The sequence below is a fragment of the Holophagales bacterium genome (assembly GCA_016699405.1).
Taxonomy (GTDB): domain Bacteria; phylum Acidobacteriota; class Thermoanaerobaculia; order Multivoradales; family JAGPDF01; genus JAAYLR01.
On sequence record CP064972.1, the window covers coordinates 931,592 to 954,993 of the forward strand.

15 protein-coding genes are annotated in these 23,402 nt (G+C 67.6%); 3 read left to right on the top strand and 12 right to left on the bottom strand.

All coding sequences use genetic code 11. The annotated features are described in order from the left end of the window. Positions 1 to 44: 44 nt before the first annotated feature. Genes IPJ17_03980 through IPJ17_03990 form a run of 3 tightly spaced genes read right to left on the bottom strand, consistent with a single transcriptional unit; the run spans position 45 to position 3,246 of the window. On the bottom strand, positions 45 to 1,697 hold the full coding sequence (locus tag IPJ17_03980) for a GNAT family N-acetyltransferase (GenBank protein ID QQR74756.1): 1,653 nt from the start codon (positions 1,695 to 1,697) through the stop codon (positions 45 to 47). Next, positions 1,694 to 2,245 (bottom strand): GNAT family N-acetyltransferase, encoded by a 552-nt coding sequence (locus IPJ17_03985; GenBank protein QQR74757.1) that lies wholly within the window; start codon positions 2,243 to 2,245, stop codon positions 1,694 to 1,696. The genes IPJ17_03980 and IPJ17_03985 overlap by 4 nt, the downstream gene beginning before the upstream one ends. Then, the gene (locus tag IPJ17_03990; protein QQR74758.1) at positions 2,242 to 3,246 is read right to left on the bottom strand and encodes a glycosyltransferase; all 1,005 of its coding nucleotides are present in this window, start codon (positions 3,244 to 3,246) and stop codon (positions 2,242 to 2,244) included. Before IPJ17_03990 ends, IPJ17_03985 begins: the two co-directional genes overlap by 4 nt. 106 nt (positions 3,247 to 3,352) lie before the next feature. Here IPJ17_03990 and IPJ17_03995 point away from each other — a divergent pair, with 106 nt between their 5' ends. Further along, the gene (locus IPJ17_03995; GenBank protein ID QQR74759.1) at positions 3,353 to 7,306 is read left to right on the top strand and encodes a glycosyltransferase; all 3,954 of its coding nucleotides are present in this window, start codon (positions 3,353 to 3,355) and stop codon (positions 7,304 to 7,306) included. 1 nt (position 7,307) lies between these two features. On the opposite strand, the gene IPJ17_04000 is transcribed toward IPJ17_03995, so the two are convergent. From IPJ17_04000 to IPJ17_04015, 4 genes are all read right to left on the bottom strand, one after another. Then, complete coding sequence (locus tag IPJ17_04000; GenBank protein ID QQR74760.1) at positions 7,308 to 8,264, bottom strand: glycosyltransferase; 957 nt, start codon at positions 8,262 to 8,264, stop codon at positions 7,308 to 7,310. A gap of 253 nt (positions 8,265 to 8,517) precedes the next feature. Beyond that, positions 8,518 to 9,801 carry an S-layer homology domain-containing protein gene (locus IPJ17_04005; protein QQR74761.1) on the bottom strand — a complete coding sequence of 428 codons (1,284 nt, stop codon included), beginning with the start codon at positions 9,799 to 9,801 and terminating at the stop codon, positions 8,518 to 8,520. Between the two features lie 163 nt (positions 9,802 to 9,964). After that, positions 9,965 to 11,338 carry a glycosyltransferase family 4 protein gene (locus IPJ17_04010; protein ID QQR74762.1) on the bottom strand — a complete coding sequence of 458 codons (1,374 nt, stop codon included), beginning with the start codon at positions 11,336 to 11,338 and terminating at the stop codon, positions 9,965 to 9,967. Positions 11,339 to 11,454: 116 nt separating this feature from the next. Further along, positions 11,455 to 12,855, bottom strand: coding sequence for a hypothetical protein (locus tag IPJ17_04015; protein ID QQR74763.1), 1,401 nt, complete (start codon positions 12,853 to 12,855; stop codon positions 11,455 to 11,457). Positions 12,856 to 13,210: 355 nt separating this feature from the next. Here IPJ17_04015 and IPJ17_04020 point away from each other — a divergent pair, with 355 nt between their 5' ends. Continuing rightward, positions 13,211 to 14,776: a radical SAM protein gene (locus tag IPJ17_04020; protein QQR74764.1), complete on the top strand. Its 1,566-nt coding sequence runs from the start codon at positions 13,211 to 13,213 to the stop codon at positions 14,774 to 14,776. Between the two features lie 51 nt (positions 14,777 to 14,827). Here the strand turns inward: IPJ17_04020 and IPJ17_04025 are convergent, their stop codons facing one another. From IPJ17_04025 to ruvA, 5 genes are all read right to left on the bottom strand, one after another. Continuing rightward, positions 14,828 to 15,496, bottom strand: coding sequence for a Crp/Fnr family transcriptional regulator (locus IPJ17_04025; GenBank protein ID QQR74765.1), 669 nt, complete (start codon positions 15,494 to 15,496; stop codon positions 14,828 to 14,830). 103 nt (positions 15,497 to 15,599) lie between these two features. Beyond that, positions 15,600 to 17,714, bottom strand: a complete 2,115-nt coding sequence (locus IPJ17_04030) for an acetate--CoA ligase family protein (GenBank protein ID QQR74766.1) — start codon at positions 17,712 to 17,714, stop codon at positions 15,600 to 15,602. Positions 17,715 to 17,746: 32 nt separating this feature from the next. Continuing rightward, entirely contained in the window at positions 17,747 to 18,637 is an 891-nt protein-coding gene (locus IPJ17_04035; GenBank protein QQR74767.1) for an NAD(+)/NADH kinase, read from the bottom strand. 40 nt (positions 18,638 to 18,677) lie between these two features. Continuing rightward, a complete protein-coding gene (gene ruvB / locus IPJ17_04040) occupies positions 18,678 to 19,706 on the bottom strand; it encodes a Holliday junction branch migration DNA helicase RuvB (protein ID QQR74768.1) in 1,029 nt (342 codons plus the stop codon). 55 nt (positions 19,707 to 19,761) lie between these two features. Beyond that, the gene (gene ruvA, locus IPJ17_04045; GenBank protein QQR74769.1) at positions 19,762 to 20,352 is read right to left on the bottom strand and encodes a Holliday junction branch migration protein RuvA; all 591 of its coding nucleotides are present in this window, start codon (positions 20,350 to 20,352) and stop codon (positions 19,762 to 19,764) included. Positions 20,353 to 20,469: 117 nt separating this feature from the next. On the opposite strand from ruvA, the gene IPJ17_04050 reads away from it, so the two are divergent. Further along, complete coding sequence (locus tag IPJ17_04050; protein QQR74770.1) at positions 20,470 to 23,346, top strand: insulinase family protein; 2,877 nt, start codon at positions 20,470 to 20,472, stop codon at positions 23,344 to 23,346. Positions 23,347 to 23,402: the final 56 nt, after the last annotated feature.

Here is a 23,402-nt window from a genome sequence, read left to right on the forward strand (position 1 = left end):
CTGATCGCCCGCCCCGAAAAGCGGGCGAGCGTCGAAGCACCGGCTCATCGCGCGACCAGTTCGCGGAGCGCGCATGCTACCCGCTCGACATCCTCCCGTGAGAGCCGGAGATGAAGAGGGAGCGAAACGACACGTTCGCTTGCCAAGCGGGCCTTGGGGCACGTTCCTGCCCCATAGGCATACATAGGATAGAGCGTGTTGTCCCTGTAATGGACCCCGGGAAAGATGCCGCGTTCATTGAGCGCGACGACTAGCTCGTCGCGATTCTCGACCAGGATCTGATAGAGGTGGCGCGACGGCGTGCAGCCCGGCGACATCGGTACGCGGGAGATGGCTTGGTCGTCGCCAAGGTCTTGATCGTACCAGCCTGAGATCTCCCGCCGTCTTTCGTTGTCGGTCTCGAGGTACTTGAGACCAACCAAGCCCATTGCGGCCATGATCGAGTTCCCGTGGTACTTGAACCCGACATGCTCCACGTCGTAGAGCCACTTGTAGGCTCCCGACCCAAGTGTCCGCGTGTAGGTGTCTTTGTTGATCCCAAGCCAAGTCCAGCGGCGGGCCGCCGCATCGTGCTCGGAACTGGAGAAGCAGACCATGCCGGAGTCGGCGGTCGGCAGGTTCTTTACCGCCTGAAAGGAGAACACAGCGACATCTGCGTCGTGACCAACATGCCGACAATCCACCCACGTTCCAGCCATGTGGGCGGCGTCAAGGACTGCCACGAGACCACGTCGGCGGCAAATCTCCAGCACGTCATGCCAACGACCGGGATTTCCCCCCAGGCCAACGAAGCACACGGCTCGCGTGCGGTCGGTGATCTTGGATTCCACCGAAACGGGGTCGAGGCAGAGACTCTCATCCACGTCAGCGAAGACAGGAACCAGACCTTCGTAGAGAATCGCGTGATTCGTCGAGACGAATGTCAATGGCGAGCTGATGACCTCATCTCCCCGGCGCCAACCGTTCGCCTCGCCAAGGACACGAAAGGCCAGGTGAAGGCCCGCGGTCGCGGAATTCACGAAATGAGAATGGCGAAGGCCGGAGTAGCGGCTCCACGCCTCCTCAAATGCCACGGTCTTGTAGCCTAGGCCAGTCCAGCCGCGTTCGAGACACTCCCGAATCTCGTTCAGGGTCTCATCGACACGAAAGGTGGGAACAAAGAGGTGGATCGGATCCATGGCGCTCACCTCAGTCAATTCGAGCAGCATCGTGACGAAACGACGTTCCTCCTGCTCGGCCATCGAGACCTCCCGGAAGCCGAGCCGCTGATAGAGCGCCAGGGCCGAGAGATTCGTCGCAAGCACTTCGCAGCGAAGACGACGGACACCCAATCGTCGAGCCTCGTCGATCAGGGCCGAGAGTGCGGCACGTCCAATCCCGGCTCCCCGATGCTCGGGAGCAACTACGAAGCGCCCCCATTCTGCTTCGAGCCCATCCGCCGAGAGGCTGTAGAGGGCGATTGTGCCTACGGTTCGACCGAGAGATTCGATGACGTACCAACGATCGTTGTTGTCAGCCGAGAAATAGCGTTCGAGAAACGCACAGTGCGTGGCAAACGAGACCTCCGCGGTCGAGCGGAACATCAACCTGGTCTCGGGGTCCAGGCGCAGCGAATAGAGAAGGGGCGCATCACCACGGGTGATCTCGCGAAGCCGCAAGCTGCCACGGACCACCACGTCGCTTCCATTGCCGATCATGACGGTGCGGAGCTCCCGCCGGTTCGCTTCAGAAGGGTTGCCTCGAGCTCAAGAAAGGCCCGCCCACCCCGCTTGCCACCGCCCACGGCCTCAAAGCCCACGGACCGGACGATGGCGAGCATCACCCGATTCGACTCGAGGACCTCGCATCGCATCGCCACATGTCCGACCTGTCGCGCGAACTCCTGCAGCAGCAGGATCGCGCGGCGCGCGAGGTTGAACCCGTGCAGTCCGCGAAACGCCGGCGACAGTACGATCCGCCCAGCCTCCCATGAGCGATCGGCGCCCTCTCCGCTTCGATAGAGTGCCACGGCGCCCGCGTCCACGCCATCGCTGCAGATCACGAACCAGCAGTCGTCGTTCTCGGCGGAGAAATACTTGGCAACGAAAGCCGAGTGGCCGGCGAAGTCGCGCGGCCCCTCGGTATGAAACCGCCCCCGGACCGACCGGTCCGAGCGCCAGAGGAAGAGGTTCTCGGTGTCACCCTGGGAGATTTCGCGTAGGGTGACTCGGCCATCGGAGAGTACCTTTGGTCCAGAACGGATCATCCCGTGCCTCCAAGCGACCTTAGAATTCGAAGCCAGATGACCCTCCATGTGTGATCGCGCAAGACTCGCGCCCGTCCGGACTGCCTGATCCTCTCTGCTGCCTCCTGGTGACGGAGGTAGTACTTGACGCGGGTCAAGAGATCGTCAACGGAGTCGAAGCCGACGATCTCCTGGCCGAAGGTCAGGAGTGACGAGACGACAGGGTCGCGGTTCGTGACCACCAGCGCCCCGGCGGCCAGGAAATCGAAAAGACCGACCTTCACGATGGAATGACCCGCAGGAGTGCGGGAGAAGACGATCGTCATCGCGGCGGAGGAGAGTGCGGCGAGCACGTCGTCTCCAGAGATGATGCCACGACTCTCGATTCCGTGATCCTCCCAGCCCTCTCCGTAGACGTGAACATCGAACCTCGCGACGAGAGAGCGGACCGGATCGATCCGATCGGGGTGAGCGCGCCCGAGGATCAGGACGTCGCACTTCAAAGAGGGGCGGGGGGCCGCGGGTCGGAAGAAGTCGGGATTGGTTCCGATGTCCAACGGCTCGGCATGCACGCCGAGCTTGCGATAGTCCGCAACCAGATCGGGAGCGTTGGTGAGGAAGCGATCGAAGTTGGCAGCGATCCTCCGTGTCGTGTTTCGGTAGACGTCGGGATCGCTGAGTGCGATGCCAAGTAGGCATCGACTCCTCCGCAGTTGCTCGGCGATCTCCGGACGAAAGCTGAGGCCACCGGCATTGCAAACCACCAGCTGCGGATCGAAACCGATCAACCACGATTCCATCAGCTCCGAACGCAACCAGACCGGTCCCGAGGTCCCACGATCGTACCTGCGTCCCTCCGCGTCGAGGATCTCCGGGTGAGAATCTGTGCACAGTTCCAGAACGGATGCACCTGTCCCCTTTAGCCCTTGCATCATGTGCCGAACGATGTCGTTCGTGCCACGCCAGTAGCCGCCGATATGGAGAACTCGGAGCTCGGGCGGATGGCAGGGAGGGAGCAGCATGCGGTCGAGCCGGTGGAAAGGTCGAAGAGGGTACTCCGCCCCCGCATTCTATCTGTCGCCCTGAGCAAGGTCATTAGCCGGGTGCCATCTCGGACATAATGTTCCGGTGATCCGCGTTGCCGACTTCTTGAAGGACCGAAGGGTCCATTGCTCACCGAGTGCGCCGCGGTCGCCGGCGGTTTCGGTCATCCTTCCCACCTTCGCACGGCACTCGAGCGGCACTCTGGCGCGTGCGGTGGAAAGCGTGCTGCAACAATCCTGGGTCGACCTCGAGCTATTGGTCGTGGATGACGGTTCGACCGACGGAACTGCCGGGTTTCTTCGCGCGCTGCAGGCCCGCGATGAGCGCGTGGTGCACGTCCGCCACGATCTCAATTCGGGGCTGCCAGCGCTGCGTGTCAACGAGGGCATCGAGCTCGCACGCGGGAGATTCGTGGCATTTCAGTTCGACGATGACGAATGGCTTCCAGGCGCCCTGGAAGCACTCGTGGAAAGAGCTCTGGGTCTCGTGGAGCCTGCCGTCGTGTTCGGGTCGGCCGAAGTCGTGCTTGCCTCCGGAGAACGGCGCGTCCCCCTTCCGGCCGCCCCACTCGATGAGGTTCTGCTCTCGTTTCAGAACCGCCTGGCCAACAACTCTGTCCTCATCGCGCGTTCGGTCTTCGATCGCGTGGGCATGTACGACTGCCAGGTGGCCATGCGTCGCCTTTGCGATTGGGACCTCTGGATGCGCTTGGTGCGGCACATCCCATTCGAGGCACTCGACCGCGTCGTGTCTCGCGTGGCTTTGCGTCAAGATGGGCGGGCAATCTCTCTCCTCGTCCCTTTCGATCTCTCCGCTTTTCGGTTCATCCAGGCCATAGATCGCGATCGGCTCCTGACGCCGACCACGTGGCATTCGTATGAGCTCGATTCGTTCGCCCCGGGTGGTGTTCCATTGCCACCGCAAATCGCTGCTCGCGTTGCCAGAACGCAGGTGACGCCGTTCCTCGACCGCGTCGGAGATAGCTTAGGAGCCGGCGGCGACAGCCGAGAACCCCCCTTCGAGGAGGTGGCGGTTAGGCCTCGTCCGCTTCTGTGGACCAGCGATGCGTACTACGCGCCGTGGGCCTTCTTCCTCCGTGGCTACGACCAGGTCAGTTCCGCTCGAGGAGGCTACAAGACCTACTACCAGCCGGTGACTCAGATCGAGGACGGCTGGGAAAGCGAGGCGGATCTCCTGCTTCTCGTCAGAAGCATCACGGAACCCGCAGTCCGCCTTGCCGAACGTGCTCTGGCCAGCCGCATGCCACTTGGCTACTTTCTCGACGACGACCTCCTCCATCTTCATGAGCTCGGTGCTGCGTGGGATCGACTCGCACCCGGCCAGCCGGATCGAGAGAGCCTACTTCGCCAACTCCGCGCGGCTGACGCCGTCTGGACCAACCCGCATCTGGCGAAGGTCATCGAAAGCGAGAACCCGCGCTCGGTGCCCCATGACGCCGCAGTTGCGGATGACGACCTACCAAGGGAGCTTCGGTCCCGGGGAGAAAGCGGACGGATCCGTATTGGTTACGTTGGCGGAAGCTATCGGCGTGAGGAGTTCGAGCTGCTCTGGGGCGCACTCCGAGACCTCGCGGAGGAGTATGGCGAGACGCTCGAGTTCGAGTTTTGGGGAATCGACCTCGCCAACCTTCCACCGCTGCCGGCACGCGTTCGAACTCGTCCCTTTGACGCGAGCATGGATCGATTCCTCGCACGATTGAAGGCGGCGAGGTTCGACATCTTGCTGACGCCGCTGCTTGGCGAGCCGAGGCCGCGGATGGCCAAGTCTCCAAGCAAGTACCTTCTGACGGCGGTTGCCGGTGCGCTCGGGATCTTCTCTGACGTCTCACCCTACGATGCGCTCCCGTCTGGTGTGTCCTGTCTGAAGTCGGAGAATCGGGCGGAATGCTGGTTGGCGGCGCTGCGTGAAGGAGTGTCGATGTCGTCGGCACGCTTCGATTCCATGCGCGAGGCGATGATCGCGCACGTGCGAGCGGAGTCGACGACAGAGGTTCTTGTGGACCTCCATGAGGCGGCGTGTCGCGCGATCGAAATCCACGCACTCTCGCGCGGGTGTCGTGGTCGAGATGGGAGGCCTCGGATCTCTCTGGCCGGATTCGAGGGCTCAGCCCGCTCGCGCGACCGCGAGCTCCCGCGATTGCTTGAAAAGTACGGCATCTCGGTTGCCGGCTGCGAGACGGGAGATCCTTTGCGCCAGGACGAAACCGCAGCATGGTTGATCTCGAGACCTGGTGGGTTACCGAGCGGCTTCGAGATCGCACCTGCGTCGACGATTGGCGCCGTCGAGGTATCCGATGGCCTCGTACCAGACCCAGTTCCGCTCGAGTACTTCTCTGCCGGTCTCGATCGCCTCCTCCGAGACATCGCCAGCGCAGGTGAGAGCGCCGGAGGAATTCAACCGGGACCATCTCGCCTGGCGCTGTGGGTGCGCCCAGAAACCGGACCCTGGTCGCACTCACGAGATGAGGACGCCGGCGCGATCGCGATCGAAGGCTGGCAGTGCGTATCAACCCGAGGACTCCCGTCTGGCAAGCGATTGGCCCAGGCGGATCTAGTGCTCTGCGGGAACGACGCGGATCCGGAATGGGTCGCGGACTGCACCGCCGCCGCCGCGGTCCCCATTCGGACCCTCGCTCCGGGCGAGCAGTCGGCCACGACGGATCTCGAGGCCACGATCAGGAGGTTTCTCGACGCGCCACCTGAGGCTGTCAGTCGTCGGATGGACGCGTATCGGGAGGTTCGCGCCAGAAGACACCCACAGGTCGTCGCGAATCGGCTCTTTGCCGAGCTGATTCGTAGCTCCGCCAAGCACGGCGAGCGGCCCTCGACGGACGACGGGGTGCCGGACGCGGGAGCCGGCGTCTTGCTGCGCACTCCTGAGGCCTCGCCTTCTCCGGCCGGAGGGACCTCCGGGGCCGAGAGACACGGGTGGTTCGACGTGGACGGCGTGCGCCATCTCGCAGATCGTGTCGGGGTCTATCGCCCGCTATCCCGCCTGCGATGGTCACTGCGGCGAAAGCGCGTGTTGGTGCTCTACGACACCCTGACGGTATCGACGCATCTCTACTATGGTCATGCCCTCGATCGCCTGTCGTTGGCCACGGGTCGCGAGTGGTTGATCAGATCGACTCAGGACCAGAGTCCTGAAGATCTCTATTCCTTCCATGCCGTGATCTTCCAGCGTGCCGTCTCGGCGAAGGCAGTCGAGTTGCTGGAGGCCGCCAAGCGCCAGGGCTGCCACACGATCTACGACGCGGACGACAACCTTCTTCTCATCGACCAGGTCATCGAGGACCCGCGACACCCCTGGCGGGTCCACTTCGGAGAAGCGAGGGATCGCATCACCGCGCTGCTGGCCGGAGTTGATGAGGTCAAGGTCTATTCGCCCACGGCAGAAGCCTCGTTTGCCGGGATCAACAGCCGTGTGACGGTCGTTCGGCCCTACCACATCCTGGATGGCAGTGAGTCCCCTCCACCGGCGCGAGAGGGCCCGGCCCGCATCGGCTTCCTCGGCAGCTATTACAAGGACGCGGAGTTCAAGCCCGTCCTCGAGGCCATCCTCCCGATGCTGGAGGAGAGCTACCCGCTGCAGTTCGAGTTCTTCGGCTTCTGTCCCGCCGTCCTCGAACGTCACCCAGGAGTGAATCGGATTCCCTGGACCTCAGACTACTCGGAGTTTCGCCGGACACTGCGTGAGCGGAGGTGGGACGTCGGGCTCGCGCCGCTCCGCGATCTCGAATTCAATCGCTGCAAGACGGATATCCGCTATCGCGAGTACGTTGCAGCTGGTATCGCGGCCATCGTCTCCGACGCCCCGATCTACCGCGACAGTGTCGATCACCGCAGAACTGGTTTGGTGGTACCTCAAGAGCAGCCGCGGGCGTGGCGCGAGGCGATCCTGGAGCTCGCGGAGAATCCCTTCTTGCGCCGCTGGTTGGCTCGCCAAGCACTAGAGAGCCTGAAAGAACGTCATCGAATCGAGGACTACGTTGAGGCCGTAAGGGCCATCATCGGCTAGCTCACCGCCGCGCCCGGTACTGGGTGGCCCGCCGCAGCACGGCCTCGAACTGCGGCTGCACTGCGCTGGTCGAGAAATCGCGGCTGACGCGATCCATCGACTTGGCGGCAATCGCACGTCGCAGCGTGGAGTCGTCGACGAGCCGCTCTAGCGCTATCAGCCAGTCGGTGGTTCGGTTGGCCACCAGCAGGCCTGTACGGCCGTCGTCGACTACCGAAACGTAGGGTTCGACCCGAGAGTAGACCCCGGCGGCGTGGACGGCAGTGATCTCGAGGAATTTGTTCGGGCACTTCGAAGCGCTGAACACGTTGTCTTCGAGCGGCGCCACCAGGACGTCAGGCGCGAGGGTGGCGAGCTGAGATGCGTACTCAGGATAGCCGCGTACGAATGGGACGAACTGGAGCCGGCGAGACGGAACACTCTCAAGCGGGGAGGGAAGCTCGTGTCCCATCAGGAGCAGGTCGACCGCAGGTCGTCGCCGAACGAGCTCCGCGAGAGCCTCGAAGGCTGACGACTCGAAACGAGGCGACCCGGCGTATCCAACCAGCAACCGGCCACCCTCGCGGTCGATCGGAGTTCGGGCGCTAAAGAGCGACAGGTCGACGTTGGTCGGTAGTAGCTCCAATCGGCGAGCGATCGGCTCGAGCTCCCGAGCGAGTGTGCCGTTGTACACGAGTGTCACGTCCGCGCGACGGATGCAATCCAGGAACGCGTCGAGCGCGGGCCTGCCGGGGGAAAAGAGGTCGCGATAGCGAGCGTACTCGCGTCCCGCCGCCGGCCAGTTGTCGTCGATCATTGCCATTGCGGAGAGGCCGAGCGCATTCGCCGAGTCCAGGACACTGAGCCCCTCGGGAAAACGAGGCCGGCAAAGGATGACGAGATCGAAGGTCGCATCAACCGAAGCGGTGCCGTCGCGGTACGTTCGGAGCTCCCAATCGAACGGCAGGGACTCTCGCAAGCGCGCGAAGAACCGAAGGAAGCAGATCTCGACGTGATGCCCGTCCCCAGGATCGGCAACGAGGAGGACGCGACGAGGCAGTGGCCCCCGAAGCCAAGGCATTCGTGAAGAGGTCCGGGCCCAGACTGATGGCCCGAAGGATCGGGAGGCCGAATCCGCGGACATTCGAGGAGAAGGAAAAACGCCTCCCCGTGGGGACGGGGAGGCGTTCGAGTTGAAAATGCGACGGCTGGTGGTCAGTGCGTCAGAGAGCTCACGGACCGACCACGTGCAGCGGCAGACCGAAGGTCTGGCCGAGGAACACCGACATCTCGTCCTTGCGGGTGATGTTCAGCGGGCAGAAGTTGCCGCCGCCGCAACCCGAGACGACGCCGGCCGTCGCCGCGGTCTCGATCCAGGGACAGAACGAGGCATGCGGGCCGGCGGGCTGGACGTCGGCGAAGGTGCCGTTGCAGGTCGTCGGGGGACCGATCAGCGAAGCCAGCACGAAAACGATCATCTCGCGGCGCGTCACGGTCGCCGAGGGGCAGTAGTTGCCGCCGCCGCAGCCGGTGACGACGCCCGCGTTGACGAGAGTGCGGATGTACGGTTCGTACGCATTGGAGCACGGAACGTCGGCAAACTGGGGGGTAACGCAGGCCGACGGAGTGAAGGCCGTGCCGAGACGCGAAGAAACGATGTACTTGGCCATCTCGTCTCGCCGGATGTTGTTGGCGGGACAGAAGGTCGAGCTAGTGCAGCCGGGCATGATCTCGTTGGCCCAGGTGGACTGGATAAAGGGCCAGAACGAGCTCGACGTGTTCGTATTGTCCGAGAACGGCTGAGCTGGCCCGATGTAGTTCTCGCGCTGGGAAACGAAGTCGTCCAGCTTGAAGACACCACTCAGCGTCGCCGGGAGGGTTGCCGCCGCAGCCTTCGGAAGGGCGCCCCACCGTACGTAGTTGATCGCCGCGGTGTCGTTGTCGACGCCGGTGACCTGTGTCGTTGCGGCGCTACCGTTGACCCACAGGTTGAGCTTGCCGTTGTTCGCGCCGACGGCTGTCGACTTGGCCCACTCCACCTCGACCGCGGCCCAACCGCGCTTGACCGCCTTCGTGGAAGTGGAAAGCTCGGTTCCGGCATCCGTCCGGATGAAGGCCTGCACGGTATAGTTGCCGGCCGACACGAAGTCGACCTGGACGCGCAGTTCCTTGTCGCCAGCGGTGGCCGGCGGAACCGGATCGGCGCCATCGTAAGCAGCAAAGATGTCGAACTGGTCGCCCGTGGTCATCGTCAGCAGCGAATCATCGGCCGCTACCGGAGGCACCACGGGCGCACGCCCGGCGAGGTTGATGTAGAAGCGAACCCGGTAGGTTCCCTCGGCTGCCGGCGAGTTGTCCTGGACGTACGCGGGGTCGGTCGTGTTGACCTGGACCTTCGAGCCGCAGTTTCCGCCGAACCGATAGAGGTTGGCATTGCCGGCGCCGCAAGTGCCGCCTCCCGTGCCGTTGGGAACGGTGATGGTGCTGGCTGAGGCCGCAACAGCCCCGGCGAGCAAGACCGTCGCCGCAGCGGCGACGACATGCCCCTTCAATACGGACAGATTTCTCATGGTCGCTTTGACTCCTTTCGAGATTGAAGATCGAGAATCGGGCTAGATGTTCCCATGGGTTGGCTTGGCGATCAACCGGCGGATCCGAGCAAAAGGGGGCGGCGGGTGCCTAGCCACCCGAGCCGGGGCGCGGTCGACGGGCGCAGGCGACCCGAGACATGGTCAAGAGCGCAGAACCGAAGGGCGAACGCACAAGAGGGGCACCGGACGCCGCTCCGGGTGGCGAGGCCGCCCGCCCGAGGGCCGAGCCGAGAACCTCCGAAGCGATCCAGAGACGTTGGCCCCGCCCAAGACGCCCACGAGAGGCGTGGCGCTCGCACGCCTCGGAGTAGGCGCGGTCCAGGTTGTCGCCCAGGGTCTGGAGGTCGAACCTGCGGGCCTGTCGCCCAGCCTCCTCGCCCATTCGCGCCGCTCTTACTGGGTCTCCGAGCAGCACCCGGATCGCTTCGGCCAACTGATCGGCGTTACCGACGTCGACCAGAAGGCCGGACCTTCCGCTCTCGATCAAATCCTCGGGTCCGCCACAGCGTGTGGCGATCACCGGTCGAGCGAGCGCCATGGCCTCCAAGATCGCCAGCCCGAATCCCTCCGAATGGGAGGGGTGGACGAAAAGCTCGGCATGAGAGAGGAGAGACGCGGGATCGGCGATCTGCCCGGGCAGCAGGACCCGGGCCTCGAGACCAAGAGCCGCGATTCTCCCGCGCAGCTCCTGAGTGTGGGTCGGATCATTGTCGCTTCCGCCAAGAATGAAGACGACGTCCGAGAACTGTCGGGCCAGCTTGCCTGCGGCATCCACCAGATCGAGCAGGCCCTTCCTCCGCTGGATGCCGCCAAGGGAGACGACCAGCCGCCTGTTGATGGGAACACCCAGTCGTGCCGCTACTTCGGCTCGAGGTGCAGGAGGACGCGACCCCGGCTCTCCCAGGTCGAAGCCGTCTGGAACAAGCCGGCACGGCGAGTCCGGTTCGTGGCATCGGGCTTGGTCGGCCACGGCACGAGAGACGCATGGCATGACATCGGCAAGTGCCGTGATGGTCTCGAAGATGCCTCGCAGTTCGCCGAAAAAAGAGGGAGGAAAGCCCCCGTCGAAAAGGCCCCGACTGTGCCAGACGTGCGGCAGTCGACGCCCGGCAGCGGCGAGCGCTCCCTCTAGGGTCACGACCGTGTTGGTGTGAACAAGGTCGATGCGTTCGGCCGCAAGCCAACGCCCAAGCGCCTCGGTGCGCTGCTCCAACCCAACAAGCTGCGCCCGGAAGACCTCGGCGGACCAGTGCGTGGCGGGGATCCACCAAGCCGTGGCAAGTTCTGCTACGGGTACGCCAAGGGATTCGAGCACCTGCCGCAACGGCCCGGGACCCGGGAGGACCACGTGGGGCAGGTAGCCTGAACCGCCAAGCGCCCGCACGGCTCGAAGAAGCGCCTGCTCCCCACCGGAAAGGGCCGAAGAATGAGAGATCAGGGCGACCCGGCGTGGTGGGTTCATCGAGTTAGACGGATTATTGGTGAAGACTGGGGACGAATCCAACACCACCTCGAGGTGCTGAAGGCTCGACTCCCAATCGGGAACCCGAGAGAACGTGGCTTGGGGCGCCGGTTTCGCTACGGCCGTTTCCCCGACCACGGCGGTACCAGGCCGGATTCGAAGCCGTCCCGGAAGCCGGCGGCGAAGGGGTCGAAGGGGAAGATGCAGGTGCCGACGCTGCTCTGGATGAGCGGACCGACCTGCTCGTTGACGGTCCGGGGGTGGAATACCTGGCTGGCCGAGCAGCCGCCGAGCACGTGGCAGTAGCTCATCAGGGTGCCGCGGACGTTCGTGACGCCGTTGATCGTCGTAGCGGCCGGGCAGGAGGTCGTACCGGAAAAGCAGCCGCCTTCGGCGTTGTAGCAGTTGTCGATCGCCGGGCTGTAGCAGTGGGTGTGCGGGGAGCCGAAGTTGTGGCCAAGCTCGTGGCCGACGACGAAGGCGTCGCTCGCGCCGGTGGCGCCGGCGAACTTGAAGACCTGGGTGAAACTGTAGCCGATCCCGGTGCTGCAGAGGGCGTCGAGCCAGGCGATGCCGGACGACGAATTGGTGCTCGACTGCTTACCCGAGAGCATCATGGCGAGCGCCCGCGTCACCCCGGTACAGGAGGGTTGCCCGCTGCCGCCGCAACCGGCTGCCCAGTAGTTGCTGAACTCGTTCAGCCGGTCGGTGTTCGAGGCGGTCGCCGTCTGGCAATCGGTCACCGCGGCACCGCAGGGCTGGACGTACGGGTCGGCGGTCGTCGACGGGCGCAGGAAGGTGGTGCCCTGGAGGAGTCGCACCAGGACGTCGCGCTCGTAGATCACGTTCATCGCGGCGAACAGCTCGGCGAGGTAGGTCGTCGCGCTCGTCGTGTTGTTCGAGAACTTGCGGTTCAGCAGCTCGTTGTCCGTGTCCACGGCCACGGTCGCGGTGTGAAGCGTGCTGATCAGCTCGGGCTCGTCCCCGTCTGTTGCGAAGCTCGGTCGGGGGGCCGAGCCTGAGGAGGCCACCAGTGGGTCCGCCTGCTGGCCGCAACTCCAGCTCGACGCGTCGGGGGCGGCGGGCTCGGAGGTGAGTCGCCACACACCGCCCGCCGATTCCGGGGGCTCCAGCCGGTAGCCGGCAGACTCGCCGAAGGAGCGGGCGCTCAGCCGGAGCGTGTCGGGGTCGAGCTCGACGAGCAGGCGATCGAGCCCCCCGCGGTCGGTCGGCCCCCAGAAGAACCGCAATCGCGAACGAGGAACCGACACCGGGCCCGTCGGCGTGACGGCCCAGATCATGGCGCGTTGGTCGTAGATGTCATGGGCCGTCAGCGCGACACCGACGCGCTCGCCGGGCGCCCAAGGCCAGTCGCTGAAGAGGGCCGTCTGTCCCGGGGCGAGCGCCGCCAAGCCCTCGGCGACCGCCGGGGAGAGCGCGAGCTCCTCGGCGAGAGTGCCGTCCGGTGCGCTGAGGAAACGACCGGGCCCGGCAGCCGGAACGGTCGCGGACGCCAAGGTCCCGGTCGACAGCCCGACGCAAAGCGCGAGCGCGTGAATTCGGCCCCCCAAGCGGGATCGAAAGCAGACCTTCACGACCTCGACTGTGCCACCGGCGGGCCGCCGACGAAGTGAACTAGTTCATCCGGCAATCGCCCCGCCGCGCGCGGGAGTCGTCGGGTGACATCCGGCGCTCCGCGGTCCGGCGGAGGAGCGGTCACCCCCAACCCGCACCGTGGAAGGCATCGCTCGGTCGCTCCGGGTCGAGGCGTGCCGGAGGAGGTTCGCCGGCGGGGACAACCCGACCGGAAGAGTCGTGAGGGACGCGAGGGCGAGCGCTCCGGGCGCAGCGTCTACAATGCGATCCATCGCGATGAGAAGACCGAAACCACACGACTGGTCGCCCCTGCGTGCGGCCGAACGGGCAGCGATCGCCTTTCCGCGCCATGCCAAGCACCGGCTGGCCGTCGCCTACGCGAATCGCTACCACGTCGGCATGTCGAGCCTGGGGTTCCAGCGGGTGGTCGAGCTCGTCCACCGACGCCCGGACTGGATCGCCGAACGCTTCTTCACCGACGGGGAGGGCATGCCGCGATCGGTCGAGCGCGATGCGCCGCTCTCCGATTTCGGCGCCATCGCCTTCTCGGTCTCCTTCGAAGAGGACTTCGTCCACCTGCTCGAGCTGCTGGCGCGCGCCGGCGTGCCGTGGCGGCGGCGAGAGCGGGGCGATGGCGATCCGCTCGTCTTTCTCGGCGGCTCGTGCGCGGCGATCAACCCGTTGCCGATGGCCGAGCTGGTCGACGTCTTCCCGCTCGGGGCGGCGGAGAACTTGCTGCCGGCGATGCTCGCCGCGCTCGAGCAGGAGAGCCATCGCGAGGCGGTGCTCGACCGTCTGGCCGCGACCGACGGCTTCTTCGTCCCGGCGCGTCACGACCCCGAGGAGCTCGCGCAGGGCGGCAAGCTCCGCAAGCTCGAGCTCACCGCCGAGCAGATGCGCCTGCCGGGTCACCTGCCGACGAGCTGCCTGGTGACCCCGCACACCGAGTTCGCCGACAAGTTCCTGATCGAGATGTCGCGCGGCTGCCCGGAGAAGTGCAAGTACTGCTGGGCGACGTTCGGCATGGGGAAGTTCCGCGCCCACCCCACCGAGATGATCCTCGAGGCGATGGAGCGGGCGCGCGCGGTCACTGATCAACTCGGGTTCGTCGCCACGGCGGTGGGCGACCATCCGGAGGTCGAGCGCATCCTCGAGGAGTCGGTGCGGCTCGGCTTCCGCGCCGCGGTCTCGTCGATCCGCATCCCGGCGGTGACCGAAGGGGTTCTCGCGGCCCTCCACGCCTCCGGGGACCGCTCGATCACGCTGGCGCCGGAGACCGGCACCGATCGCCTGCGCTGGATCATGAACAAGCCGGTGCCGAATGCCCTGCTGCTCGAGAAGGTGCGGCTCATCTTTCGCCACGGTTTCCGCGAGCTGAAGCTCTACTTCATCGTCGGCATGCCGGGCGAGACGATGGAGGACGTCGACGGCATCGTCGACCTCGCGGCCGAATGCCGGGAGGCGATGCTCGCCGAGACGCGCGCCCGCGGCCGCACCGGCGAGATCCAGCTCGGGGTCAACCTCTTCGTGCCCAAGCCCTACACGCCCTGGCAGCGCGAGCCGATGGACCGCGAGGAGAATCTGCGCGAGAAGATCGCCCGCCTGCGTCGCGGCGTGCGCCGCCTCCCGAACGTCCGCCTGACCGACAACTTGTCGATCCGGCAGGCCGTCTGGCAGACCTACCTCGGCAAGGGCGGGACCGAGGTGGCCGACGCGATCGAGTGCGCGGCGCGCGGGGCACCGCTCGCCGACGTGTTGCGCCAGTTCGGCGAGCGGATCGCCCCGGAAGTCTTCGCGGCGCAGCCGAGCGAGCTGCGCTGGCACTTCCTGAGAATGGGGTGAGCGGTCCGGCGGTCGCGCCGGACCGAATTCAGCCGAGCCCCTCGCCGGGGCTCAGCGACAGAGCTTGGCGAGCTCCCGGGGCTTCTGCACCAGGACGTGGTGGTTCGGCTCGACGGTGACGAAACCGCGCTGGCGGAAGTCGACCATCACCTGGTTGACCCGTTCGCGCGAGGCGCCCACCAGCTCGGCGAGGTCGGTCTGGGTGAGGCGCAGCGAGATGCGCACGCCGCCGTCGCCTTCGGGCTTGCCGTAGCGCTCGGCGAAGGCGAGCAACTGCCGGGCGAGGCGTCCGGCGACGTCGAGGCTCGAGAGCGACTGGATCTGCTCGTTGGCCAGACGCAGACGCGAGCAGAGCAGTCGCACCAGGTTCGTCGAGAACTCCGGGATCTTCAGGCAGTCCTGGAAGGTCGGTCGGTCCATCCAGAGGAAGCTGCACTTCTCCATCGTCATGACGTTGGCCGAGCGGCCGGAGCTGTCGACCAGGCTCATCTCGCCGACCGTGTCGCCGGCGCCGAGGAAAGCGAGGATCACCTCGCGTCCGTCGAGCTGTTCGACGAGGATCTTCACTGTCCCCTCGACGAGCAGGTAGACGACTTCGCCGGGCTGCTCGGCGGTGATCATGTTGGTGCCGGCCGGGACGGTCTTGCGATGCAGCCGCTCGTTGACGCGAGCCAGCTGATCGGGCGGCAAGCCGCGAAAGAGCGGAAATTCGACGAGCATGCTGGGATCCTGGACCACGCCCACGATAGGGACCCTCCGGAAATTTGGCAGCGATTCTACCGCGCCGCCCGCCCGTGGCGCCGCGCGCGGTGGGAAGACCGGATCAGCGCGCCAACCGGGCGCGCACGTCGACGGCGCGCGAGCGGCTGCGGTCGCTGCCGGCGAGGAACGGGTTGACGTCGAGCTCGACGAGTCGCGGATGTCGCGCCGCGAGCTGAGCGAGGCGCAGCAGCGCCTCGACGAGCAGTCCGCGGTCGACCGGCGGCTCACCGCGCACGCCGTCGAGTAGCGCCCGGCCCTGGATGCCGTCGACCATCGCTCGGGCTTCGGAGGGGGCGAGGGGGGTGACGCCGAACCGCACGTCGCGGAAAACCTCGACGTACTTGCCGCCCAGGCCGAACATCAGCAGGGGGCCGAGCTTCGCATCGGTGGAGAGGCCGAGGATCACCTCCTGGCCGCCGCGCGCCATCTCCTGGACGAGAAATCCGTCCGAGGTGAGCCCGGCGGCCTGGAGGGCGAGCTCCATTCGCCGCGCCTCGCGGGCGACCTCCTCCGGCGTGCGCAGATCGAGCGCCACGGCGCGGTGCTCGCTCTTGTGGACCAGGCCTTCGGCCACCGCCTTGAGGACGACCGGAAAGCCCAGCGCTGCCGCCGCGGCGACCGCGTCCTCGGCGTTCTGCACCCGCCGATAGCGCGCCACGGGGAGGCCCGCGAGCTCGAGGAGGCGGAAGGCCGCCTCCGGAGGAAGGTAGCCGTCGCTGCCCGCCCGATCGAGCTCGGCGGCGATCGCCGCGTCGTCCATGGCGAAGACCGGCAGCTCCTCGGTGGCCGGCCGTCGGCGCCACTCGGCGTAGCGGCAGAGCATCGCCAGGGCGCGCGCCGCCGACTCGGGGAAGTGGTAGACCGGGGGCAGGTCGCTGCGCCCCTGAATCGCTCGGTAGAGCTCGTCGCGCGCCATCATCACGGCGAGCACCGGCTTGGCGGCGCCGCGCGAGACCTCGGCGATCCGTTCGAGGACGTCGCGCGGATCGCCGAGCACCGGGGTGACGTTGATCGCCAGGGCGGCGTCGACCTCCGGGTCGGCGAGCAGGGTGGCGAGGGAGAGGGCGTACTGGTCGGCGGTCGCCGAGGCGATCATGTCGACCGGGTTGTCGACGCTCGCCACGCTCGGCAGGAAGGCGCGCAGGGCCTGGCGCGTGCCGAACGAGAGCGAACCGACCTCGAGGCCGAAGGAGACGCAGGCGTCGGTGGCGAGGATGCCCGGGCCGCCGGCATTGGTGAGGATCGCGACGCGACGCCCCGCCGGGAGGGGGCAGCGGTCGAAGGCGCGCGCGATGTCGAAGAGCTCCTCGATCGTGTCGGCACGGATCACGCCGCACTGCTCGAGGAAGGCGGAGACCGTGACGTCGGCCCCGGCGAGTGCGCCCGTATGGCTCGACGCGGCCCGCGCACCGGCTTCGGTGCGGCCGGACTTGACCACCAGAATCGGCTTCGACCGCGAGACGCGCTTGGCGATCTCGGTGAAGCGGCGCGGATTGCCGAACGACTCGAGGTACATGCAGATGACCTTGGTGGCCGGGTCGTCCTGCCAGTATTCGAGCAGGTCGTTGCCGGAGGTATCGGCCTTGTTGCCCATCGACACGAACTGCGTCAGGCCGAGGCCGAGTCCGGCGGCGACATTCAGCACGGCGACGCCGAGCGCTCCCGATTGGCTGACGAAGCCGATCGATCCCGGCCGCGCCGGCGTCGGCGAGAAGGTGGCGTCGAGCTGGACCGCCGCCGCGGTGTTGAGCACGCCCATGCAGTTGGGGCCGATCATCCGCACTCCGGCGGCTCGCACCTTGGCGCGCAGCTCCTCCTCCATCCGCCGCCCCGACTCGCCGGTCTCGGAGAACCCGGCGGTGATCACCACCAGGCCGCGTACGCCCTGGTCGAGGCACTGGTCGACGATGCCGAGCACCGAGTCGCGCGGCACGGTGACCACGGCGAGGTCGATCGCGTCGGGAATGGCGGCGACCGTCGGGTAGCACTTGAGCGAGTGAATCGAATCGGCCTTCGGGTTGACCGGGTAGATGGCACCCTGGAACTCGGCCCGCACCAGGTTGTGGACGAGCGCCCAGCCGAGCGACTCGCGCGAGCGCGAAGCGCCGATGACCGCCACGGTGCGCGGCGAGAAGATCGGATCGAGGGAGCGGGCGGGCCTCTCGGCGGTCGGCATGTGGCGGTTCTCCGTCAGGAGATAGGTCGGGTTCATCGACGGGGGGGAGCGGGGACGAGCAGCTGCAACCGGTCGGCAGCGAGCCGGAGGCGCAGGGGGTAGCGAGCCGGCCAGGGATCGCCGTCGATCTGCAGCGGCGTGTCCGGTGGACCGAGGAGGTTGACCTCCTCGACGGGGCGGATCGCCACGTCCCGGCGATCGGCGTGCCGTCCGCCGGCCAGCGCGAGAGCGAAGCCCAGCGCATCGCGCCGCCGCCGGCCGCGGAAGACCAGGAGCTCGAGCTGACGGTCGTCGGGCCGACCGTCGGGGGTCATGCGGAAACGGCCGGCGTACTCCGAGAGATTGCAGACCGCAACCCCGGTGGCGAGTTCCCGGCGCCCGTCGACTTCGATTTCGATGACCGGGAAGCGATAGCGGGCCCACTCGCGGACGGCCGCCAGCACGACGGCTCCCTTGCCGAACCGTCGCTTGAGGCGCGGGTCGACGCGACTCATGATCCGCGCGTCGAGCCCGGCGGTGGCCTGCATGAGAAACGGCGCGTCGCCGCAGAGCCCGAGGTCGAAGGCGCGGAGCTCACCTGCCAGCAGGGCGGCGACGGCGTTGCCGATGTCGTCCGGTACCCCGAGCGCCGCGGCGACGACGTTCGTCGTGCCGCCGGGAAGCACGGCGAGAGGGATGGCGCTGCCTCGCAGGCCGCTGGCCACCGCCCGCACCGTGCCGTCGCCGCCGAGCACGAAGACGGCGTCGACGCGGCCGGTGTCGGCGGCGTCACGGGCGGCCCGCTCGCTTGCGCCGGGATCGTCGCAGGGAGCCTCGGCGACGGAGACGCCTCCGGCGTGGAGGGCCGCCCGCGCTGCCGCGAGCCGCCGGGCGCCGCGAACGCCGCCGGCGTGCGGGTTCTGGATCAGCAGCACGCGGAGCACGGGATGGAACGGGCGATGGCGGAGAGAACGCCCGGCCGGATCACGAGAAGAGCGTGGGGCCGTTGCCGCTCGGTGGCGGGTAGCCGAGATGCTCGAAAGCGCGGCGAGTGGCGACGCGGCCACGCGGGGTGCGTTGGAGGAAGCCCTCCTGCAGGAGATAGGGCTCGTAGAGGTCCTCGATCGTGCCGCGGTCCTCACCCACCGCGGCGGCGATCGCCTGGATCCCAGCCGGGCCGCCGCCGTAGACCTCGATCAGCGTGCCGAGGATCTTGCGGTCGAGCTCGTCGAAGCCGTGCTCGTCCACCTCGAGCTGCGTCAGCCCGCGCCGGGCGGTGGCGAGGTCGATCGTCCCCGACCCGTGCACCTGTGCGAAGTCGCGCACGCGGCGCAACAGGCGGTTGGCGATGCGCGGCGTGCCGCGACTGCGGCGGGCGATCTCGTCGGCGCCCGCCTGGTCGGCGGCGATCCCGAGCAGCTCGGCCGAGCGCCGCACGATGCGCGCCAGCTCCGGCGGGGCGTAGAAGTCGAGTCGATGGACGATCCCGAAGCGGGCACGCAGCGGCGAGCTGATGAGGCCGGCACGCGTCGTCGCCCCGACCAGGGTGAAACGTGGCAGATTGATCTTCACCGTGCGCGCCGCCGGTCCCTGGCCGAGCACCAGGTCGAGCTGGTAGTCCTCGAGCGCCGGATAGAGGATCTCCTCCACCGTCGGTCCCAGGCGGTGGATCTCGTCGACGAAGAGCACGTCGCCGGCTTCGAGGTTGGTGAGGATCGCCGCCAGGTCACCGGCGCGCTCAAGCACCGGACCGGAGGTCGAGCGCAACGGCGCACCCATCTCCCGCGCCACGATGTGCGCCAGGGTGGTCTTGCCCAGCCCGGGTGGGCCGAAGAGCAGCACGTGGTCGAGCGAATCGCCGCGCTCGCGCGCGGCGCGGATGAAGATCCGCAGGTTGGCGACGATCCGCTCCTGCCCGACGTAGTCGTCGAGCACCTGCGGGCGGAGCGTCTGTTCGACCCCCGCGTCGTCCTGCTCGAGGGTGCCGGACAGGAGTCGATCGTCGGGCGTCACGCGCGGATTCTATCCCTGGGGTGGGAGAGCCTCGCCCGGACGGTGTCGGGGCCGATCAGACCCGCGAAAGCCGCTTGAGCGCGAAGCGCAGCAGATCGTGGAAGGCGGCGTCGGGATGCTCCTTGCGCGTCTCGGCGAGCGCGCGCTGCGCGAGCGGCTCCTTGTAGCCGAGGTTGACCAGGGCGGAGAGCAGGTCGTCCTCGTCGGGGGCGCTCTTGGCGGGGATCGCCGCGGCGAGCGCCTGGACGCGATCACGCAGCTCGACGACCATCCGCTCGGCGGTCTTCTTGCCGACACCCGGGATCGCGGTCAGTCGGCGGACGTCACCCTGCGCCAGGGCGGCGAGCAGGTCACCCGGGGCCATGCCGGAGAGCACCACCTGGGCGAGCCGCGGGCCGATGCCGGACACGGCGATCAGCTTCTCGAAGATCTCGAGCTCCTGCTCGCTCCAGAACCCGAAAAGGGCGAGCTGATCCTCGCGCACGTGGGTGTGCACGAAGAGCCGCACGGTGCTTCCCTTGGGGATCTTCTCGATTTCGTAGAAGGTGGAGAGCGGGATCTGCACGGCGTAGCCGACCCCGGCGACGTCGAGCAACACCCGCTCGGGAGAGACGCGGAGAGGAATCCCGGTGAGCAGTCCGATCATCGCGGCGTCATTCTAGGCGGAACGGCGACGAGGTGAGCGCCGCGGTCGCCGCCAGGCGCGGGCCGCCGAGATCGGTCTCGCGCGACCCGCGCTGTCGCCTGCCGCTAGGATCACGGGATGAATGCTCGTCGCCGCTTGGGTTCCCTCCCGCTTCTCCTCGCTCTCGCCGCCAGCCTCGCCTGCTCGGTCGCGCCCCCCGTCGTCGCGCCTTCCCCGCCATCCTCGTCGGCGTTGGCGCCCCCCGTCGTCGCCGCTCTGCCGCTCGACCCGGCGATTCGCGCGGGCAGGCTCGACAACGGACTCCGCTACTACGTGCGCGCCAACGTTCGTCCGGCCAAGCGGGCGTCGCTCTGGCTGGCGATCGACGCCGGTTCGGTCCAGGAGGACGACGACCAGCGCGGTCTCGCGCACTTCCTCGAGCACATGGCGTTCAACGGGACGGCGCGCTATCCGAAGCGCGAGCTCACCGCCTGGCTCGAGCGGACGGGCGTGCGCTTCGGCGCCGATCTCAACGCCTCGACCGGCTTCGAGGAGACGGTCTACACCCTGACCGTGCCGACCGATGATCCGGCGATCCTCTCCCAGGGCCTCGACGTCCTGGGCGAATGGGCCTGTTGCGTGAGCCTCGACCCGACGGAAGTGGTCGCCGAACGGGGGGTGGTGCTCGAGGAGTGGCGGCTCGGTCGAGGGGCCTCGGCCCGTGTCCGGGATCGCCAGTTGCCGATCCTCTGGCGCGGTTCGCGCTATGCGGAGCGGCTGCCGATCGGCGATCCGGGGGTGATCGAGAAGGCCAGCACGGAGCAGCTTCGTCGTTTCTATCGGGATTGGTACCGGCCCGATCGCATGGCGGTCGTGGCCGTCGGAGACTTCGACCCCGCCGCGATGGAGCGTGCGATCCGTGCTCGTTTCGCCTCCTTGCCCGCGCCGCCGCCGCCCCGTGGCTGGGAAACGCCGCAGGTACCGGCGGGCGGGGCTCTGCGAACGGACGTGACGGCCGACGCCGAGCTCTCGGTCGCCAGCGTCTCGCTCAGCCGGATCGGGCCGGCCGAACGACTGCTGACCGCCGACGACTACCGGCGGGACCTCCTGCGGGGGCTCTGGTCCGGCATGTTGAACGCTCGGCTCGACGAGTTGCGTCGATCGCCAAGCCCACCGTTCCTCGCTGCGTCCGCGAGCAGCGGTTCCGGCGTGCGGGGTGCCCAGCTCTTCCGCCTGCAGGCCACCGCGGCGCCGGAGCGGGTCGAGCCGGCGCTCGCTGCCGTCCTTGCCGAGCTCGAACGCGTCCGGCGTTTCGGCTTCTCGGCGGGCGAGCTCGAACGACAGAAGGCCGGCCTCCTGCGGCGCTACGAGAGCGCCTTCGCCGAACGCGAGAAGGCCGAGTCGGACGACCTTGCCGGGGAGTTGCTGGCGAACTTCCTCGAAGGCGAGGCGGCCCCGGGGATCGAGGCCGAGCTCGCCCTGGTGCGCGAGATGCTGCCCGGGATTACCCTCGCGCAAGTCCAGGAGGCCGGGGCGGGCTGGCTCGCCGAGGACGGCCGGGTGCTGCTCGCCAGCGGGCCGGAGCGATCCGGGTCGCCCGCGCCGGATGCCGCGCGCCTGGCGGCGCTGGTCGATGAAAGCCGACATCTCGAGCTCGCCGCCTACGACGATCGGACCGTTGCGGGTCCCCTGGTCGAGAAACCGCCGGGGCCCGGGACGATCGTCGCGGAACGCCGAATCGACCCGCTCGGCGTCCTCGACTGGACGCTCTCCAATGGCGTCCGCGTGCTCCTCAAGCCGACGGACTTCAAGAACGACGAAATCCTCTTGCGCGGCTTCCGCCCGGGTGGTCACTCGACGGTCGCCGACGCCGACTATCTGTCGGCGAGCTACGCCACGGCGGTGCTCGCGGAGGGTGGATTGGGACGCTTCGACGCGGTGTCCTTGCGCAAGGCGCTCGCCGGTCGCCTGGCGGGTGCCGGGGTGCAGCTCTCGGAGCTCGAGGAGGGGATCTCGGGAGGTTCGTCCCCGCGCGACCTCGAAACGATGTTCGAGCTCGCCTACCTCTCGTTGACGGCGCCACGCGAGGATCCACAGGCGTTCGCAGCGTTCAGGGCGCGCACCCGGGCGTTCCTCGAGAATCGCCTGGCGCAACCGCAGGCGGTCTTCGCCGACGAGCTCTCGCGCCACCTCTATCGCGACCACCCGCGCCGCCGGCCACCGACACCGGCGACGATCGACGCCATCGATCTCGCGACCGCCGGACGGGTGTTCCGCCAGCGCTTCGCCAACTTGCGCGGGTTCACCTTCGTCCTCGTGGGCTCCTTCACACCGGAGGCGGTGCGGCCGCTCGTCGAGCAGTGGCTCGGTGGGCTCCCGGCCGCTGCCGACGGAGCCGTGCCCGCCTCGTGGCGGGACATCGGCGTCGCCTATCCGGAGGGCGTCGAGACCTTCGAGGTGCGAAAGGGAATCGAACCGAAAGCCTCGGTGAGCGTGATCTTCCACGGCGACGCGGCGTTCTCGCGGGAGGCCCAACACACCTTGAAGTCCCTTGCCGACGCCCTGCAGATCGAGCTCCGCGAGGCGCTTCGCGAAGAGGATGGCGGCACCTACGGGGTCGGCGTGACGGGCTCGTTGGTCGATCGGCCGCGCGGGAGGTACGCCCTGTCGATCGGCTTCGGCTGTGCCCCGACGCGGGTCGAGGAGCTGACGCGCGACCTCTTCGCCACGCTCGAGCGCTTCCAGCGCGAGGGCCCGCGGCAGGAGACCGTCGAAAAGGTCCGCGAGACGGCGCGGCGCGAGCGCGAGGTGGCGCTGCGCGAGAACGGCTTCTGGGCCGGGACGCTGACCGGCTACGTGCGCGTCGGATGGGAGCTGACCGACATCCTGCGCTACGACGAGCTGCTGGCGCGGGTGACACGCGAGAATCTCGCGGCGGCAGCGCGGCTCTACGCCGACCGCAGCCGCTATGTTCGCGGAACGCTGCTACCGGAAGCGACGGAAGGAAAGCCCTGAAGCGGTGCGACCGCCGGCCGTCCCGGGCGCGAAGCCCGAACCGGCCGGCGGCGATC